Origin of the sequence: Nostoc sp., from assembly GCF_036919555.1 — a bacterium.
Classification (GTDB): Bacteria; Cyanobacteriota; Cyanobacteriia; order Cyanobacteriales; family Nostocaceae; genus Nostoc.
The window spans coordinates 19,907-38,766 of sequence record NZ_JBALCS010000099.1 but is presented as its reverse complement, the minus strand read 5'-3'; the positions used below and the strand labels follow the sequence as shown (position 1 = coordinate 38,766).

At 42.9% G+C, this 18,860-nt stretch carries 19 protein-coding genes and 1 pseudogene; 13 read left to right on the top strand and 7 right to left on the bottom strand.

Annotated features, from left to right (window positions below; all coding sequences use genetic code 11):
- The first annotated feature begins 140 nt into the window (after positions 1-140).
- Complete coding sequence (locus tag V7K36_RS28025) at positions 141-1,748, top strand: ATP-dependent nuclease (protein WP_335120938.1); 1,608 nt, start codon at positions 141-143, stop codon at positions 1,746-1,748.
- Between the two features lie 259 nt (positions 1,749-2,007).
- Entirely contained in the window at positions 2,008-2,250 is a 243-nt protein-coding gene (locus V7K36_RS28020; protein WP_335120937.1) for a type II toxin-antitoxin system HicB family antitoxin, read from the top strand.
- 25 nt (positions 2,251-2,275) lie between these two features.
- Here the strand turns inward: V7K36_RS28020 and V7K36_RS28015 are convergent, their stop codons facing one another.
- Positions 2,276-3,628 (bottom strand): pentapeptide repeat-containing protein, encoded by a 1,353-nt coding sequence (locus V7K36_RS28015; RefSeq protein ID WP_335120936.1) that lies wholly within the window; start codon positions 3,626-3,628, stop codon positions 2,276-2,278.
- Between the two features lie 207 nt (positions 3,629-3,835).
- Here V7K36_RS28015 and upp point away from each other — a divergent pair, with 207 nt between their 5' ends.
- The 3 genes from upp (at position 3,836) to V7K36_RS28000 (ending at position 5,306) form a co-directional block, all read left to right on the top strand.
- Positions 3,836-4,486 (top strand): uracil phosphoribosyltransferase, encoded by a 651-nt coding sequence (gene upp / locus V7K36_RS28010; protein ID WP_334826116.1) that lies wholly within the window; start codon positions 3,836-3,838, stop codon positions 4,484-4,486.
- 74 nt (positions 4,487-4,560) lie between these two features.
- Positions 4,561-4,914, top strand: coding sequence for a hypothetical protein (locus V7K36_RS28005; protein ID WP_335120935.1), 354 nt, complete (start codon positions 4,561-4,563; stop codon positions 4,912-4,914).
- Positions 4,915-5,042: 128 nt separating this feature from the next.
- Entirely contained in the window at positions 5,043-5,306 is a 264-nt protein-coding gene (locus V7K36_RS28000; RefSeq protein ID WP_334944376.1) for a YggT family protein, read from the top strand.
- Between the two features lie 267 nt (positions 5,307-5,573).
- Here V7K36_RS28000 and V7K36_RS27995 read toward each other — a convergent pair whose 3' ends face one another.
- Both V7K36_RS27995 and V7K36_RS27990 read right to left on the bottom strand, forming a co-directional pair.
- On the bottom strand, positions 5,574-6,005 hold the full coding sequence (locus V7K36_RS27995; RefSeq protein WP_335093921.1) for a biotin carboxylase: 432 nt from the start codon (positions 6,003-6,005) through the stop codon (positions 5,574-5,576).
- Positions 6,006-6,081: 76 nt separating this feature from the next.
- The gene (locus V7K36_RS27990; protein ID WP_335120934.1) at positions 6,082-6,681 is read right to left on the bottom strand and encodes a Uma2 family endonuclease; all 600 of its coding nucleotides are present in this window, start codon (positions 6,679-6,681) and stop codon (positions 6,082-6,084) included.
- 220 nt (positions 6,682-6,901) lie between these two features.
- On the opposite strand from V7K36_RS27990, the pseudogene V7K36_RS27985 reads away from it, so the two are divergent.
- Positions 6,902-7,306 (top strand): annotated as a pseudogene (locus tag V7K36_RS27985) (hypothetical protein); the annotation flags it as partial.
- 237 nt (positions 7,307-7,543) lie between these two features.
- Here the strand turns inward: V7K36_RS27985 and V7K36_RS27980 are convergent.
- The gene (locus V7K36_RS27980; protein ID WP_442948524.1) at positions 7,544-8,530 is read right to left on the bottom strand and encodes a DNA polymerase III subunit delta'; all 987 of its coding nucleotides are present in this window, start codon (positions 8,528-8,530) and stop codon (positions 7,544-7,546) included.
- 284 nt (positions 8,531-8,814) lie between these two features.
- On the opposite strand from V7K36_RS27980, the gene V7K36_RS27975 reads away from it, so the two are divergent.
- Positions 8,815-9,420: a DUF411 domain-containing protein gene (locus tag V7K36_RS27975; protein ID WP_335120933.1), complete on the top strand. Its 606-nt coding sequence runs from the start codon at positions 8,815-8,817 to the stop codon at positions 9,418-9,420.
- 184 nt (positions 9,421-9,604) lie between these two features.
- On the opposite strand, the gene V7K36_RS27970 is transcribed toward V7K36_RS27975, so the two are convergent.
- Positions 9,605-9,994 (bottom strand): hypothetical protein, encoded by a 390-nt coding sequence (locus V7K36_RS27970; protein ID WP_335120932.1) that lies wholly within the window; start codon positions 9,992-9,994, stop codon positions 9,605-9,607.
- A gap of 874 nt (positions 9,995-10,868) precedes the next feature.
- Here V7K36_RS27970 and V7K36_RS27965 point away from each other — a divergent pair.
- From V7K36_RS27965 to V7K36_RS27945, 5 genes are all read left to right on the top strand, one after another.
- Positions 10,869-12,065, top strand: coding sequence for an ABC exporter membrane fusion protein (locus V7K36_RS27965; protein WP_442948523.1), 1,197 nt, complete (start codon positions 10,869-10,871; stop codon positions 12,063-12,065).
- Between the two features lie 203 nt (positions 12,066-12,268).
- Positions 12,269-13,441, top strand: coding sequence for an ABC transporter permease DevC (gene devC / locus V7K36_RS27960; protein WP_335120930.1), 1,173 nt, complete (start codon positions 12,269-12,271; stop codon positions 13,439-13,441).
- A 71-nt stretch (positions 13,442-13,512) separates the two neighbouring features.
- Positions 13,513-14,205: a DevA family ABC transporter ATP-binding protein gene (locus tag V7K36_RS27955; RefSeq protein WP_335120929.1), complete on the top strand. Its 693-nt coding sequence runs from the start codon at positions 13,513-13,515 to the stop codon at positions 14,203-14,205.
- Positions 14,206-14,635: 430 nt separating this feature from the next.
- Positions 14,636-15,571, top strand: a complete 936-nt coding sequence (locus V7K36_RS27950) for a M23 family metallopeptidase (RefSeq protein ID WP_335120928.1) — start codon at positions 14,636-14,638, stop codon at positions 15,569-15,571.
- Between the two features lie 116 nt (positions 15,572-15,687).
- Positions 15,688-16,227 carry a late competence development ComFB family protein gene (locus tag V7K36_RS27945; protein ID WP_335098268.1) on the top strand — a complete coding sequence of 180 codons (540 nt, stop codon included), beginning with the start codon at positions 15,688-15,690 and terminating at the stop codon, positions 16,225-16,227.
- Between the two features lie 58 nt (positions 16,228-16,285).
- On the opposite strand, the gene V7K36_RS27940 is transcribed toward V7K36_RS27945, so the two are convergent.
- Together V7K36_RS27940 and V7K36_RS27935 are read right to left on the bottom strand one after the other, a co-directional pair.
- On the bottom strand, positions 16,286-17,254 hold the full coding sequence (locus V7K36_RS27940; RefSeq protein ID WP_335120927.1) for a L,D-transpeptidase: 969 nt from the start codon (positions 17,252-17,254) through the stop codon (positions 16,286-16,288).
- An 88-nt stretch (positions 17,255-17,342) separates the two neighbouring features.
- Positions 17,343-17,504 carry a hypothetical protein gene (locus V7K36_RS27935; protein ID WP_334831948.1) on the bottom strand — a complete coding sequence of 54 codons (162 nt, stop codon included), beginning with the start codon at positions 17,502-17,504 and terminating at the stop codon, positions 17,343-17,345.
- Between the two features lie 553 nt (positions 17,505-18,057).
- Between V7K36_RS27935 and V7K36_RS27930 the strand changes: the two genes are divergently transcribed.
- Positions 18,058-18,714 (top strand): sigma-70 family RNA polymerase sigma factor, encoded by a 657-nt coding sequence (locus V7K36_RS27930; protein ID WP_335120926.1) that lies wholly within the window; start codon positions 18,058-18,060, stop codon positions 18,712-18,714.
- The last annotated feature ends 146 nt before the right edge of the window (positions 18,715-18,860 follow it).

Here is an 18,860-nt window from a genome sequence, read left to right as displayed (position 1 = left end):
TGCAGATGCTGACTTATCATTGTCCCTTCTTACACCTGTTTTAGTACCCGTATTGTCTCTTAGTCTTGTTCAAAAATCAAATAGGAGTCCTATATAACCATATAACAAAAGCAACCCAAGCGATCCGTAGTTTTTGACAAATGATAAAAACCATCAAACTGAAATTTGGAAGAGGCTCAGGATTACCCTCAGAGGAAGTAGTCACAACGCCCATAACTGTATTTGTAGGCCCAAACAACTCTGGGAAAAGCAAAGTTCTCTCTGAAATTCACTATTACTGCATAAGCGGTCAACTGAACATAACAGATGTAATTCTAGAAAAGATTGAATTTGATACATTCTCAATTGAAGCGGCTGAAGAAAAGATTAAAAAGTCAACTCTTCAACCACATATAAGTGAAGCGCTCTTACCTGATCATATAATTGTTGGAAAAAAAGGAATGAGGCATCAAGTTCCTAGACAGAATCTTTTGAATGTCTTACAAAATCCTAATGGTCAGGTAAACTTGTTTTGCCCGTGGTATCTCTCCTTTAACACTCTTCTACTAGACGGTAAAAGCCGTATTAGTTTGATTGGGCAACAAAGCGCTGGTGATCTTCAGCAACCTCCTCAAACAAGCTTTCAAGTATTGTTTCGTGACGATGCCAAAAGAGATGAAGTTAGACGAATTATTTATGACGCTTTTGGGACATACTTCGTTATAGATCCTACTTTTCTCGGACAACTTAGACTACGCTTGTCATCTCTTCCTCCTAAGACAGATATGGAAGAACGTGGGATTCACAATGAAGCTGTACAATTTCACTCAAAAGCATTCTCTGTTGAGCAAGCCAGCGACGGTGTAAAAGCATTCACTGGAATTATTACAGAGATTATAGCTGGTGATCCTGCCATTATTCTAATTGATGAACCTGAAGCTTTTTTATATCCACCCTTAGCTTTCAAACTAGGAAAAGAAATTGCTATTTCTAGCTTAGGCTCTCAAAAAAGATTGTTTGTATCAACACATAGTCCAAATTTTGTAATGGGTTGTATACAATCAGGCGCACCAGTCAATATTGTGAGACTAACTTATCGGAGTGAGGTAGCTAGTGCAAGAGTTTTATCTAACACAGATATTCTTCGATTGATGCGAAATCCTTTGTTGCGCTCAATCGGTGTGCTTGGGGCGCTATTCTATGAATTTGTTATCGTGACAGAATCTGATGCGGATCGCGCATTTTATCAGGAGATTAATGAGCGACTGCTACGTTATAAGCCAGAGTTGGGAATTCCTAACTGTTTGTTTCTCAATGCTCAAAACAAGCAAACTGTCCAAATAATTATCAAGCCTTTGAGAGAACTGGGTATACCAGCAGTTGGCATTGTTGACGTTGATATCCTGAAAGATGGTGGTCAAGATTGGACGAACTTTCTTAAAAGCGGCTTTATCCCGGAACTTGAGTATCAGTCACTTGCTAGTTTACGAAATGCTGTCAAGCAAAAATTTGATGCCACAGAAAAGAATATGAAACGGGATGGTGGTGTAGATATTCTCTCTGGCAGTGACAGAGAAGCAGCAAATAACTTATTTGACAAACTTGCAGAGTATGGTCTATTTGTTGTGCGGAAGGGAGAGTTGGAGTCTTGGTTTCTTCAACTTGCTGCGCCTGGACACGGGCCAAGTTGGTTGATTAACATCTTTGAGAAAATGGGAGAAGATCCAGAATCGCAATATTATCTCAAACCCTCAGGTGATGATGTATGAAATTTTTGTGGTGAAATAAAAAAATGGTTTACTAATCCAAATAGGAAAGGCATATCTTCATAGAGTTTTTGATAATTTCAATTCCCTCAGCGTTTTTCCTAACCAAAGACTCGTTAAGCCGAAATACCGATGGCAATTTGAGATGTGTGAAGTACAAAGTTAAGTTGATACGTAACGCGATCGCTCGGCTGCTTTTTTGGGTTAAATCATCGCAGGTTACAATAATAAATAACTACAACTCTCTTGCCGACAACAGTGTATGAAGTTCAATGTAACACTTGATCGTGATGAAGATGGGGTTTGGATTGTCGAGTGCCCCAGTATACCTGGTTGTGTTAGTCAAGGTCAGACAAGAGAAGAAGCCCTCGAAAATATCAAGGATGCGATCGCAGCTTGCCTTGAAGTTCGTGCAGAACTTGGTTTACCGCTTACTGTGGAGACTCATCAAGTAGAGGTTACATCGGCACAAAAGTTAGTAGCCGGTAAATGCTACCATGATTAATTTGTACAGTGCGTAAGTCCTATAATTATCGTCCCAACTTATTAGGAATACCTTCACAACCACCAGGAATAGTACCTCTAGTTTTTTCGCCACCCCAAGTACAACAGTAGCAACGTGCAGACTCAGACATCCGTTGCACATTGGTGAAATCGGCATTTTCTACCACAGCGCCAGTGTGTTCACCGCTTTCATAATCTGGTGGTACAGTGCGACTGCGGGGTGATGCTTTGTCCACTACACCGTAGAATAGGCGAATCCCGTTGATGTCAGCACCACTGAGATTCGCATTATATAAAATTGTGCGGGAGAGGTTAGCTTTTACTAAATCACAACCGGCCAGGTTAGCGCGGACAAGATTAGCTTCGCTGAGGTCAGTCCAACGCAAGTCAGTACCAGAAAGGTCTGCTGCGGCTAGCGTTACGCCTAAATCAATGACACGCACACCTTCCAAGCGGTCTTCTGCATATCCGCCACTTCCGTCGAGAATGGGACGACCTAATCGTTGATCGCGTTTTAGGGGTGACAGCAACTTAGAACGTGAGAGAAAGCGGAGAATTTTCGCTTTACCACTGCCATCAACACTACTTAAAATTGCCGCAGTGCGTCCTTCTGCAATCGCTCTTTCTTGAGGCCAATCTTCTAATAATCCTTCTTCATCTAATACTAAGTCTGAAACGCCTTGAAAATAGGAATCAATCGTCTGTTGCTGAGTAATAATATTTTGCTGAACTGTTAGCAGGTTTTGCTGAATTGTTAAGTCTTTGGAAATAACATATTGTCGCCACGCTACGTAAACGGCGATGACAGCGATGAAAATTTGCCCCAAAGCGCCAAACCAGTCTGCTAGGGTTCCAGCAATGTCCCAGTCAATCTGCTGTCCCCAAAGCAGTAAGCGATCGCCTACACCTGTGAACCTGATCAAGCCGATGATGGCTACTATTAGTCCCAAAAAGGCAACAAGTAGTGTGCGTTCTTGGGGTGAAAACCACTCGTCTAAAACTTTTTGCAACCAAGGCAATAATATTGCTAGGGATAACAGCAAACTCATCAGCGTTCCGATAATGCCGATGAGTGAGTTATTCAGGATAACTCCAGTGAAGGTGATGGCGATCGCTATTAGAGTAATCAGCAATGCCCTCGGCTTAACTGTGAATTGCTTGGTAGTGGGTTGCTTGACCTCAGAACGAGCTTGTTGTAAAGCTAATGTATATTGCGGAGATTTTAAAGACGCGATCGCAGCTAGGGCTTGTTGTGTCGCTAGTACTTCTGAACTGAGGTTCTTCTCAGTTGCACTCCCGTCAAAGTCATCCGGTTGCGAATCGTTTTGGGGGACTGGTTCTGGGGTTGGTAGATTTGAAGAATTGGATTCAATCGTCATGTTTTCTATTTTGCCCCAGCAGATTCAGATCAACATCTGTTTGATCAGAAATTGCCCGAAGCTCAAACTTGCACCAAAATATAGCTTGTGACAGCAGATCAGACCAAATCTATCGAACTCAGGTTAATTTTAGCTGTCAGCCGGATGCAGGAAAGAGTATTATGGTGTTTCAGTTCTCATACAATAAAAAGGCTCCTATTTCTGGCTATGACGCTACAATTGCGCGTTTATGTTCCACCCCATCCTCTGATTAAACACTGGCTGGCAGTTGCCCGTGATGCAGGCACACCTTCAGTATTATTTCGCAGTGCCATGACCGAGTTGGGAAGATGGCTGACTTATGAAGCTGTGCGAGACTGGTTGCCAACCCAAGAAATATCGGTGCAGAGTCCCTTGGATACCTGTCTGGCAACTGTGATTGATCCGCAAATACCTATGGCAGTAGTACCGATTCTGCGGGCTGGACTAGGATTACTTGAGGGAGCGCAGACTTTATTACCTTTAGCATCGATTTACCATCTGGGCTTGGCACGAGATGAACAGACGCTGCAACCTCATTGTTATCTAAACAAGTTACCAGAAAAATTTGACCCCCAAACACGAGTGTTAATTACCGATCCAATGTTGGCAACTGGAGGGTCGATGATGGCGGCAATGGCAGAATTGACACAACGGGGTGCTGATCCAGCCCTAATGCGGATTGTTTGTGTAGTGGCGGCTGCACCAGCTTTGCAAAAACTGAGTGCAACTTATCCAGGTTTAATAATTTACACGGCAACTATTGACGAAAAACTGAACAGCCAGGGGTATATTGTACCGGGATTGGGAGATGCTGGCGATCGCATCTTTGGGACTTAAGCTAGTATGCAGCTAGGGCAGGAAAATAGCATAACTACTGTAAAAGTTGCAAGGTTGTTGAAGGCGGTAAAGATATGAGTCAGCGAGATGGTTTTGGTAGTGGTTTTTTAGCCGGGGCGTTTGTTGGTGGCGTATTTGGCGGTGTTATCGGGGCACTAATTGCTTCTCGACGCGAGCCAGAATTGCTAGCAGACGAGGGGACAGAGCTCACAGATAGCCAAGCCGAAGCTAAGAAAATAGCAGCAAAGCGACGTCAGATGAAAGCCTCAGAAAATCAGAGTATTGGTATAGAAACGGCCCGACGATCGCTAGAAGATAAAATTGCCCAGCTAAATACCACGATTGATGAAGTGCGGAACCAACTGCGAAATGTCAATGGCGGTTCACCCGAAACAACCCATGAGCGCTCCCTCACTAAAGATTCCTGAGATTTGTTCAGGCGTGGTGAAAATGTCAAGTGTGGTAAAGGTGGAATCAGCAGACACGATGACATGGACTAAATTAAAATTAAAAGATAAGACTGCGTTTGACACTTAAGTAGGAAACTAACAAATCCATGTACCTTCTGATTAACACTCTGGCTAGTTTCATCCAGATTTATACTGTTTTGCTAATTATTCGGGTTTTATTGACCTGGTTCCCCAATATCAACTGGTACAACCAACCATTTACCACTTTGAGCCAGATAACCGACCCATACCTGAATCTGTTCCGCCGAATTATTCCCCCATTGGGCGGTATGGATTTTTCTCCAATGTTAGCTATTATACTCCTTCAACTACTAGGTAGTTTGATAGGTGGTCTTCAAGCCTACGCATAAAGCAGAATTTGCTATTTGCTACACTTCAAATAAAACATTTTTATTCTGGGCTAGTTAAGTCCAGACTCTGTGAACTACCCACACTGACTTGGACGTGCCTTGTACAGTGTGGGCTTCCAACTTCACGGAAGATTGCCGCATCTTGGATTTGCGTCCTCGAATTGGTCTTACATCCTCTCCATCGTCACCGTCTGCCTTATATCCCGCCACTGATTTGGAGTATCAAATTCAGTGGGGGACTTACGGCGAATTAGTTAACAGTATCTATTAACGCCGGACTTGACCGCTAAATCCGGCTGCTTTAAATTGCTTGAGCTTCAAAGGTAACGGCTGATTCGCAGGTACAGAAATTCTCAATTCAAAATCGCTAATGCCTGGTGGCACCTCGACAATAGAACCTAAGCGAGTACGGTTTTGCATCACTGAGTCATTATTAGCATCATAGATGCGTCCAAAAATATCTGCGTCGTAGACTGTTTTATTAGTGCCATTTTCGGCTTTGCCAATGACAATAAAACAATTGGCAGCTGCGCTACCACTACTGATAACAGCCCCTTGTGCTAATTCTGGTGGACAATCTTTATAAGAAACATCAAATAGTTTAATCTGTGTCAGGGCTACAGCTGTGGGAGCGATCGCCCACGATAGAAAGGTGATCAGACAGGAAATCAAAACGACCGTGAGTGAGCGCAACCGCATAAAAGACCCCGTGACTTAATTCAATAATTATTTAACTTATAACCTCAGCTTACAACATACCCTTACTCGCTATTCTCTACTTCCCTGATTGATTCGCAACTGCAAACACCTGCTCCACGATCAATTCCCAATCGGGTACTACATCTGATGCAATAATCGCCGTACCCTGCAACACCGTATCCTCATACTGTCCCTCCAGCCACTTGCAAACGGTGATTTGTTTTAACTCTGGATCAACAATCCAGTATTCGGTAATGCCTCTAGCTGCGTATTCTGTGCGTTTGTAACGGTAATCGCGGCTGCGGTTCTCAGTTCCGGGACTGACAACTTCAACCACCAGCGCCGGCGGGGGCATATCGCGGGTAATCAGATTGCGAGGACTGCCAATCAAAGCCGCTTTCGACTCTTCTGTATGCACCACCAGATCCGGTAGCCGACAGGTTGATCGCCGCCCACTAACTTCAACTTCAATGTCCTTGTAAGCCAGCAAGGTGATCGGAAAATACTTTGCCAACTCGAACAGCAGAAATTTGGCAATATCACACTTTTCCTGGCTTTCAGTTGGTATCTCTACTAGCCCCCCATCCACTAATTCATAGCGGGTATCAGTGCGATCGTCATAAGCCAGAAATTCCTCAAAAGTCAGGAGTTTTGTAGGATGCTGAGTTTGAGTCATGGCAATTTTCCCAACTAGGTGATAAGTAAATCAACACTAGAAAATATCAAACCGATACCAAGAACTCAGGAGACAGAATAAAGTTTTTCTCCTGACTCCTGACTTCCCTGAATATTAAGCATCTTACGTTTAATTATGTCCATTTAGCCACAGGAGATTGGAGACTTTAATTTAACATTTGTAATAATTAGGGAAATAAACCCTCAATTGCTATTAACTTATGACTCCAGATGAGATTGAAGCAGCTATGCTCGCAGCTTTTAATGATTGTGATGTAGCAAGCTGTCCTCTCACTGACACCCAGAAACAGATATTACTGCAAGTGATTGAGCAAATTCAGGGAAATTCTTCCTCTGGGATATCAAATATTGCTAATCCCTTAGACGAACTTACCCCAGAGGAGTTAGAAGCATTTTTAGAGTTTGTTAAGGATGAAGAACAACGCAACCGCACTTGGAAAGTGCAATTACTCAACGACTGGCTGCTGGAAAATGACTCTGGAACAGTACAATTTATTCGGCAACGCTATGGTTTACAGTGGCTGAATCGTGTTGAGTCATGTCATTTTGATAAGTATTCTTATTTTGAGGATGCATTAAAGCTGAGAGTAGGCGATCGCATTGAACCGACATTCCACACTTCAAAATGTAATACATCGATATTCAAGAATTTTTCCTAATAACGCTCAATCATTAAGTATTAATACTGACAATTATTGGGGATTTGTGATTGCTATTTAACCACCATTAGCCAGATGTTGGAAATCCTCGTGTATTACACGATGAAGTGCAGAATATGGGGTTTAATGTCTCAACGGCTTGAATCTTTAGCACATCTACGATACCAGTTTTAAGCAGTGATACTAGAATCCTTTATGGCTGGGGAATGTCAAAGATAAAAGCAGACATTCCCAAACTAGCCGGGGTTGAGCGTAAGCAAGTAAGTATTTACGAGCTTGTTCTAGCTGGTTGATGATGCTGGGTTGATGCCACTGCTGCCAGTAGAATTGCTGAAGATAATCAACTAACCACAATTGTGCTTCTGTATCTAAATCTTTATCAATTTTCTTGGCTAACTCCAAGGCTTTGCGATAGGAAGCAGGGGCTTTTTTCAAGTCTTCGAGTAACTCAGGGGGAATAGCTTGTAATTGCTCGTAAGATGCGATCGCACTTCCCGCACTGCCAGCTGCTATAGTCAATACTGCCTGATTTGGCAAAATTTCCTGATGACCAGTTTGTGTGAGTACAACAGCCAAAGACTCTGCATCTAAATGATAAAAAGGAATGCGTTGACAGCGTGACACCAAAGTTGGCAACACAGACTCAGGTGTAGGTGCAATTAAAATTAACGTCGCCTGTCCCGGTTCTTCCAAGGTTTTAAGTAAAGCATTCGCTGCGGCTTCTGCCATCGTTTGGGCTTCTTCCAGCACTACCACATTCCTCGGTGCTTCCAGGGGTGGCCGACTTAGAAACTCGGTAATTTCCCGAATTTGCTCTAGCCGAATTACAGGTGGTGCTTTACGCTTAAGTCCTTTTTCGGTCGCTTCGGCTGTTGTTAATCGTTGTCCCTGGTATTGGTACGTTGGTTGCACCCACAACAAAGCTGGGTGGTTCCCCTGACGCAAACGGTTTTGTAAAGACGCAGTGATTCCCATCCCACTAGAAAATAGCAATTCCACAAAACACCTGGCTGCTAAACTCCTTCCTACACCATCTGGCCCCACAAATAGATAGGCTGGAGCAACCCGGTTTTGTCTGACAGCCTGAGTGAGTAATTCTATGGCTTGCTGTTGTCCTACTACTGGTGCAAATGGGTTAATAGTTGAGTACCTTTGCCAAAAAAAGAGGATGAAAACAGAGGCTCATGTAGTATATCTGTGCTTTTTCAGAAGGACAATTCATAAGCTACAAAAAGCCGCATATTCGACATACTAGCACTGTTACGTTTTCACAATTCAAAAAATCATATTGCCTGCGCTATTTTAGTCTGGGTTAGACTTAAAAACTCAGTGATGGACACATAAGCGAAGATTCAGCCGCTAGGATTTTGAGAGAAGCCGCTACGCATCTACGCTTGCAGTTATGATGACTAATAAGGAATAACTTTTGCTTTATCGGACTTAGGAAGTTTCAGATGTCGTACAAACAATTTCTTTATTGCTGGCAAAAATGGTTACTTCCGCTCTTATTACGTGCAGTGGTAATGATTTGTCTCACAGCAGGAGTGTTGAGCATCTTGGGAAGCACTGCTCCGATGAGTAATGCTCAAGCTGTTTTTCCTAGTTATGTTGCAGCTAATGCTCAACTGGTAAGTACTACTAGGCGTATCCACGATCAACGGACATCATTAAAATCAACAGCGCTAAATGCCACTGTATATCACAGTCCTGATTGTAATTGTTGTGGCGGGTGGATTGACCACTTAAAGGCACAGGGTTTTAAAGTTACAGACTTTTCTACACCTGACATCGAAAGAGTCAAACAAAAGTACAACGTGCCAGATAACTTAGCATCTTGCCACACAGCAATTGTTAATGGATATGTCATCGAAGGACACGTTCCAGCAGACGACATCAAACGTCTGCTTCAAGAAAAGCCAAATATTGTTGGTTTATCTGTTCCCCAAATGCCTGTAGGCACTCCTGGGATGGAGATGGAGAATCGAAAAGACCCGTTTTCTGTGTTTTCCTTTGATCGCAAGGACTCAGTTGCAGTATTCAATAAGTATTCGTCCTCTTGATCTAAACTTTTCCTAAAAACCGAAACTGGAAAGCAAATCTGCGTAAAATTGGAAGTAGAGGCAAACTTTATTTTATACACAGCGATCGCTGTGTATAAAAGCCTTTTATTTATATGAGTAACAAGCGCACGAATATAGGATGTCGAGAAATTTAGCTTTCTCAAAAGATATAATAAAAACTAAATCAATCAGCAGCAGCATAATCGGGCAAGGCATTCAGTTGTAAATTAACAGTACTTAGATAATTTTGGTCGTTTAAAACTTGTGATGGTAATTTATCTGCATTAACAGCAGCCTTTACTAAATCTTTTGCCATAATATTTTTGTTCTGAGTTTCAAATACTAGCGTTTCTCCACTAGGAATTCCGTGCTGCTTCAGACCTCCCTGATAAGCAAAAGAAACTAGATTGAAAGGCTGGAGGTAACTCATAGAAGTAGAGTTTCTGGATAAATTGTTAGAGTTAATAGCTATTTCACTGCTATTGGTAGTAGCTATTTGAGCGCCAGCGATTCCAGGTACAAGAGTAATAGAAGCAAAAATAAGTGCAGATTTTATTAAGGTAACAAGTTTCATAAGGTTATTCTTGGGTAAAATGCAGTCGGTGCCCTTTAGTAATAGAATCCTCTTTATTATTAATCTCAGCTTCCTTCAGTCAGGTCATCTGATCGGTTGATATATGACTCACCCAAAAGGGTGAGCTAATTGAGCGACACAAAGAGCAGTGCGGACTTCGTTAAGTGCAGAGACAGAACAGATTGATTGAAATTTTCAAGTACTTAACTGAGGCGAGTTGAACATTTATGTAATTTTTCAATTCGCCTCTTGAGTTCCCCTAAAAAAGTAGAAATTGCCGTGATCGCACAAATTCCGGCATCAGGCGATCGCTGCGAGTAAAAAGGAAAATAATCTATTGAGGTAGGTAGAAAGTTATGGCAAATATCAATGGTACTAACGTTAATGATAGCCTTTCTGGAGAGCGTAACCCACAACTTCAGGCTTTTGGTGCCGTACTCTCGTCTAACACACCCTACAAGACTACTTAGATTTTTTCAAAAAAAATTACGATTACTATAGATTCTTTAGTGATTTGAATTTATTTGCTTTTCATCACAAAAAATATTTTCTTATGACTGAATTTACCTCTGATTGTTGGCGCTGTTACAACCCGTAATTTTAAAAACGTTTACTATACCTGAGTACTTTCCAAAAGACAAAAGTAGTTCATCAGTAACATAAGTCTCTTATATACTGGAGAGTGATTTGTTGTGATCCTATGCGGCTAAATCGCAGTAGGTTAGTAAAATATCAAAATTTTCCATTTGTTTATGAACTTGAAATCGATAAATAAACAATAACTAGCAAAGGAAGTCAAAATTAGCAAAGAAGTAAGAAGAAAAGCTTAATCTATTTAGTTTTTTGTGCGCCACTAGTTAAGAGGTAATCTATGGTGCGAAACTCAAAGCTGGGGTACAGAACGTTCCCTAAGTCTATTCTGCGTCCATCCTTTGCTATAGGTATAATTGCATCTTTATTGGTTGGCGGAATAAGTTTTTATATAGTAAAACGCTGGCAAAATTATGCAAATCCAGAGGCACAAGTGCCAGCAACACAATTACCCCAGTTAAAAACAGTAACAGCTTTAGGGCGGATTGAACCACAGGGAAAGGTAATTAAACTCTCTGCTGCGGTGTCTGCGGAAGGAAGTCAGGTAGAAAAGTTGTTAGTGAAGGAGGGAGATCGGGTAAAAGCAGGACAGGTGATTGCGATTTTGAACAGCCGCGATCGCTTGCAAGCAGCATTAAAAGAGGCGCAGGAACAAGTGAAAGTAGCCCAAGCAAACCGAAACCGTACCCAAGCAGGTGCTAAACACGGTGAAATTGCCGCCCAAAAAGCCGCGATCGCCCGCCTAGAAGCAGAACGCCAAGGTGATATTAATACTCAAGCAGCGACAATTGAGCGATTCCAAGCACAAGTGCGTAACGCCCAAGCAGAAGACGAACGCTATCAGCAACTATCTCAACAGGGCGCAATTTCCGCCTCTCAACGGGATAGCAAGCGTTTAAATTTGGAAACCGCCCAAAAAAGCCTACAAGAAGCACAGGCACTATTAAATCGTACCCAATCAACTAGCCAGCAACAGATCAAAGAAGCTACAGGAAAACTCGATGAAATTGCTGAAGTGCGCGCAGTGGATGTAGAAGTTGCCCAAGCAGAAGTCAATCGCGCCGTAGCAGGCATGAATCTGGCAAAAGTCAATTTAAAACAGGCCCAGGTGCGATCGCCTCAAAATGGACAGGTATTTGAGATCCACACCCATCCAGGGGAATTGGTATCAAATGATGGCATTGCAGATATTGGACAAACCAGCCAGATGTATGTCATAGCCGAAGTCTATGAAAGCGATATTGGCAAAGTGCATTCAGGGCAGCAAGTGCGAGTATTTGGTGATTACCTCCCGATTGAATTGCAGGGAATCGTAGATCGCAAAGCCTTGCAAGTACGACGGCAAAATGTCATCAACACAGATCCCGTCAGCAATATCGACAACAGAGTTGTGGAAGTCCATATCCGACTAGATGAAGCCTCTAGCCGAAAAGCTGCCACCTTAACCAATATGCAAGTTAAAGCAGTAATTGAATTATGAAAAGGGCATTGGGCATTGGGCATTGGTTCTTCTCCCCACTCCCCACTCCCTACTCCCTACTCCCTACTCCCCACTCAGCACTCAGCACTCATGAGGGGCATTGGGCATTGGGAAACTTGAGTCTCTGAGGTAGATGAATGAGTCTCTGAGGTGGATGAATGAGTCTTTGAGGTGGATGAATCCCCAACTCCCAGTACCTAATTATGCAATTAATCAAACAACTGCTACGGCGAACCCCTCTAGGATGGCTGCAACTGAATCATGAAAAAAGCCGTCTCTTGGTGGCATTGTCAGGTATTGCTTTTGCGGATCTCCTCATGTTCATGCAGCTAGGCTTTCAGACTGCGCTGTATGACAGTAACACTAGACTGCATCGCAGTTTGCAAGCAGACATTGTTTTAACCAGTCCCCAAGCCCGTAACTTGCCAAGCTTGTCTACATTTTCTCGTCGGCGACTTTACCAAGCAATGGATATACCAGGGGTGAAGTCCGCCGAACCAATGTATTTCAACAATACAATCTGGAAAAATCCCCAAACACACCGTGAGACGGGGGTGTTAGTTATTGGGTTCAACCCAGACAAGCCAGCCTTTGACTTACCGGATGTTAACCAGCAATTGCAAGCAATTAAGCTGCCGGGTGCTGTCTTGTTTGATCGTGGTGCTAGAGGAGATTATCAAAAAGCGATCGCTCAAATTGACCAAGGTAAAACCCTAACCACCGAAATAGAACGACGCACAATTACCATTAGTGGCTTATTCCAAGTTGGTGCTTCCTTTGGCTCTGATGGCAATCTAATTACCAGCGATGAAAACTTTTTGCGGCTATTTTCTGGGCGACAGTCCAGCAGTGTCAGTCTAGGTTTGATTCTTCTTAAACCTGGCTATGACCCAAAAAAAGTGGCAGCAATGCTCAAAGCCTACCTAAGAGATGATGTCAGAGTATTAACCCACGCCGAATTTATTGAATTTGAGAACAACTTTTGGAGAACAAACTCCCCAATTGGGTTTATTTTCAGCCTGGGTGTATCAATGGGCTTTGTGGTGGGCGTGATAATCGTCTATCAAGTCCTTTCCACAGATGTTAATGCCCACGTTCGGGAATACGCCACCTTCAAGGCAATGGGATATCGCAATTACTACCTACTAGGTGTGGTGCTTGAAGAATCGTTGATATTAGCAGCACTGGGCTTCTTCCCCGGATTGGGAGTATCCTTAGCACTTTACCAACTGACTCGCAGTGCTACAAATTTGCCCATGTACATGACTGCGATTCGAGCATTGCAGGTATTAATACTAACTATCATTATGTGTGCAATTTCCGGTGCGATCGCCACCCGCAAACTCCAAGCCACCGACCCTGCTGATATGTTCTAAATTTGTCATTTGTCATTGGAATAATTAACAATCCCCAATCCAAAATCCAAAATCCAAAATCCAAAATTCCTATGCTTCCCGTCATCTCCATCCAGAATCTCGACCACCACTTTGGTCACGCCTCACTCCGCAAGCAAGTTTTATCTAATATCAACTTGGAGATTAACGCCGGTGAAATTATTATCATGACCGGACCCTCTGGTTCTGGAAAGACTACCTTGCTGACCTTAGTGGGTGGGTTGCGTTCTGCCCAATCTGGTAGTTTGCGGGTGTTGGGAGGAGAACTTTGTGGTGCTAGTGCTGAACAACTAGTGCAGGCGCGACGCCATAACGGTTATATTTTCCAAGCACATAACTTGCATGGTAGTTTAACGGCACTCCAAAACGTCAAAATGGCTTTGGAATTGCACAAACATCTTGGGTTAAAAAAGATACGAGCTAGGTCAGCCCAGATGTTAGAGCAGGTAGGATTAGGAAATCATTTGCATTACTATCCTGATAAACTGTCTGGGGGACAAAAACAACGAGTAGCGATCGCTCGTGCTTTAGTCAGTCATCCTCAAATAATCCTCGCAGATGAACCCACTGCCGCCCTTGACAGTCAATCAGGACGAGATGTAGTCAATCTCATCCAAAAACTGGCAAAAGAACAAAGCTGTACCATCTTGATGGTTACTCATGACAACCGCATCCTAGACATTGCCGATCGCATCGTTCACATGGAAGATGGCAAACTCAAGTCAAAAGTAAACCTATCAGCGTGACATACTCCACACACTCCTTTTCAGGTGATTTACATACATCAACTTTAATCTAACAGTGTAGTATTAGTGTCCAGTTGAACAAGTGTCCATTTGATTCCAAGATTTCCTTCAAGTATTATTATGTAATTGCTGTAACCACAACGAATTTCCTTTCTCGCCTAACAAGTGACACTTATGGCAAGCCACGAGAGCCTTTTTGCCATCAATATAGTTAAATTTTATGCTCATTGCCAATGTCATACACTTTGGTTATTAGAGTTAAGACCAATTCATTAAAATTACAGATAAATCATTTTGCGTTGCAATCCATAAATACCTGAAGTATTTCCCAACATTTATCATTTTCAACAACATCGGCTTCAAACAGGAAACACTGGTGGTAATAAGCTAGTCTATTTTCCAACACAAACAAGGGATTTTTTGTAGCTCCATGATTATTAAAAATAGCACTAGTCGTTCAAACAAAAAGTTACTCGGTTTTGATGTCAAAAGTTTGACAGCCAATCGCCATGCAATAAATGTGTTAAAGGGAATATTTGCTGTTCTCCCTCTCACTTTGGCATTGCCTGTAGATGCTTTGCAAGTAAAGGTGACTCCAACTAATCCTAAATTAGGGGATACACTATCAGTAGAGATTAATTTAGATAATTCGGAGAACAATACAAATCCAACAGTAACTACTGGTAAAAATACTTACCCAGCATTTGAAATGGCGCCTCATCACTATCGGGCTTTTGTTCCCACAACTCCACTAGAAAAATCTGGAACTAGAACACTTAGGGTTGCGGGAGATGGTCAGGTGCAAAACTTGGCAGTTAATGTGCTTAATCGCAAGTTCCCCGTACAACGCATTACTTTGCCACCTGGCAAAGCCGGAGTGGATGCCACAGAGTATGAACTTAAGCGGGTGGCAGCTTTTAAGGCGCTACAAACACCACAAAAGTATTGGAATGGAGTATTTCTGAAGCCAAATGCCGGGCGGATGAGTACAAACTATGGTGTACGTCGCTACTATAATGGTACATTTGCAAAAGACTACTATCATCGTGGTCTTGACTACGCAGGTGCTGCCGGTTCACCGGTAATTGCCCCAGCCTCTGGGCGAGTTGCTTTGGTAGGTAGGGTATCCCAAGGATTTCGGATACACGGTAACGTAGTTGGCATTGACCACGGTCAAGGAGTAACCAGCATTTTCATGCACCTGAGTCGTATTAACGTTAAAGAAGGTGATTTTGTGAAAGCTGGTCAACTAATTGGCGCAGTGGGTTCAACAGGTGCTGCCACGGGGCCACATTTGCACTGGGGTCTGTATGTCAACGGACAATCTGTTGATCCAACACCTTGGCGAACTAAGGTCGTTAATTAGTAGAGGCGGAATTGATCCCGTCTGTGTATAATTTTTGTTTGCGGATAATTAGGCAAAATAAATTGGATTGATACCGTCCCTACCTCGCTTGGCTAACATAAATGATGATAAGCGTTATGAGTATCGAAAAAATTGTAGAACAAGCTCTCCAGGATGGTTATTTGACACCAGCAATGGAAGCAGAAGTCGGTAGAATCTGTGACAATGCCTCGGAACTCTCAATTGAAGAGTATATGGCGCTGGATCGGCTGATGGGTGCGCTATTGACTGGTGAGGTAGTGGCGGTACCTCGCAAACAATTCATTAACGTCATGGAAGAATTGGTACTGACGGAAGCGATCGCCCGAGTTGCAGAAATTGAAGCTACCAGCGAAAGTTCTCTAGATGTCGGGGATATTGCTGCTTACGCTCTGAATCGGCTACCACCTTTGTATGCTACTACAGAAGAAGGTGCTAGCTTCCAGCGCCAAACGGCTAAGGCACAACTGCAAGAATTAATTTCTCAGCAAGTAAGTGAGGCGATTAACCGTTACCTCGATCAACCTAATTTCTTCCCAGAACGGCAAGCCTTAGGCAAAAACACTGGCAATGAAGTTGTACGCCAAGTTAGTGCTTTACTCCAGGCATACGCACCTAACTTCGAGCAAAAATTATAACTTTAAGAGTCATTTGTCCTTTGCAAATGACCAATGACCAATGACTAATGACTCATAATTAATTACGCACTACTACTGTTGTCCCTAAACTCACTTGCTCATACAACAATCGGACATCAGAATTACGCATTCTTAAGCAGCCGTGGGATACAGCCGTTCCTACCAGGTCAATATCCGGTGTGCCATGAAAGCCAATTTCATTCCGTCCATCTGACCAAAAACCAATCCATCTGTCTCCCAAGGGACTATCCGTACCAGCTTGAAACACTTTGCCCGTAATCGGGTGACGCCAGATTGGATAGTGTCGCATATGGATTACCTGGAAAGAACCTGTGGGCGTTTCCCAACCTTTCTTACCGACAGCAATTGGGTAGCTGGCGATCACCTCATCTCCTGCGTATACATAGGTGCGGCGATCGCTTAAAACAACCACTACTTGCGTCTTAGTCTTGGTATCTTCCAGCCTATTAGATGGTACTTGTTGGGCTGCAGCCTGAGACCATAGACCTTTTGGCCAACTATCCGCAACTGGATTTTGACTTTCTACTTGCGCTACCAGCCGCGTCTTAGTTGGTAGGTCGGTTGCTTTAACTACATTATTCTTAATGATTTTGGGCTGAGTTTGAGACTTAATAGTAGAAGACTTGAGTGTATAAGCTCTCCGAGTAGTTGCTTTAGCGACATTATTCTTAATTATTTTCGACTTAATTTGAGGCTTAATAGCAGAGGACTTTGGTGTAAACGACCTCTGGGCAGTTGTAGTTGAGCCTTGGGTAACTTCACCAGGGGGCACAGATGCACCCAACGCAATTTCCCCTAAACTCACTTGGGAAAGATTCTTGTAGACTTTCTCTGGGTGGCTTCCCTTGGGATTGGTTAGGGTAGAATTTCGCCGCATCAAAGTAGATGCAGACTGCTCAGACTGCCGTTCCGCCGTAGTAATGCGCCAATGGACAGCTAAAGATAAAAATGCTGTGCCAAAACAGAGCAACATTACCATACGCCCTACAGATTCGTTTCTTACCATTACTATCGCCTATTGTTTATCCCTGACATATCCAGTCGAGCAATTGGATGCGTTCATCATCCGATGATCAAAAATTTATCAATACTTATCATTTCCGATATAAATCTGCCAACACCTCTGGGCAAACTAAGACTGTACGAATTGTCCCAGCAGCAAAACTCCAAGTCAGCAACCTCATTCCTCCAGAGTTCTGGGGGTTGTAAGCCAATACTTGGACTTTCTGGTGGAACCATTGAAATGTAGCAATCAATGATTAATGGTGTCGGTGGGAGAAAAACCGTGTTTGAAAAACTATTGATAGCAGTCACAATTACATTTTCCCTCCATTTCTTTTTTCAAGTTCGCGTACCACAGCAAAATAACTCAGGTGCTACCCACGGATCACAAGTAGAACAATCAGCAACTATTCTAGTGACAAAATTAAAAAAATAAATCACCATTATAGTAACCACAGCAACCCAACTTCCAGAAATTATTACCTGATTTTTAAAGGTATCAAGAAGCTAGAATTACAAAATTTTTATCTTCATCCTTATAACCAGATTTAATTATTTTGATCAAGCGTATATACCCGGTTGCTAAAAGTACCAAAATGTGCATATAATAACTGCGCCTTTGTTAGTTGATGGGTGCAAGGCCAACTATGCCAGCAGTATAAGCAAAAAGTGGCTCTCCTTATTGCTATAAATGTATCCAAAATTGTATGCCTCAGTGTTCCAGTCATAAATCCGTCACCTTAGCATGGAACTTCTGTCCCATTAGCAGGTCTAATAGATAGGGATGATTTAGAGCCAGTACGATCTATGAGTCAGTCGATTACTGTATCCTGGTCAACGATTGATGCAAAGTATCCAGAAGCATCAGTGCAAGTTGACAAACTCCCTAACCACGATTTAATTTTGCGCTGTCAAGCGGGACTGCGACCAGATCGTGTTGCATTTGCAGAACTATTACGCCGCTATCAAAGTCAAGTTGATAGAGTTCTATACCACCTGGCTCCAGATTGGGCTGACAGAGCCGATTTGGCTCAAGAAGTTTGGATTCGAGTGTATCGGAATATTAACCGATTACAAGATCCTGCTAAATTTCGGGGCTGGTTAAGCCGCATAGCCACCAACTTGTTTTACGACGAGTTGCGGAAACGCAAGCGGGTTATGAGTCCTTTGTCACTCGATGCCCCCCGTTCCTTAGAAGACGGCGAGATGGATTGGGAAATCGCCGGCGATACCCCAGGTCCAGAGGAAGAACTGACAACTAGAGAATTTTACGAGCAACTGCGGGAAGCGATCGCGGATTTACCAGAAGTTTTTCGTACTACCATTGTCCTCAGAGAAATCGAAGGCTTGGCATACGAAGAAATTGCCGAAATCACTGGCGTTTCTTTAGGAACTGTGAAGTCAAGAATAGCCAGAGCTAGATCGAGGCTGCAAGCTCACTTACAGACTTATCTAGACTCCTAATTTACAGTATCTTGCCTCTGCCCAACGGCAGAATTTAAGTATTGGTTAAGTATTACCGCCAAAGATGTAGATCGCTTCTCCCGTTAGGAGGAAAATTGACAATTTTTCCGAATTTTGCGCCCCATTTACCCGTGTATGAATTGGTA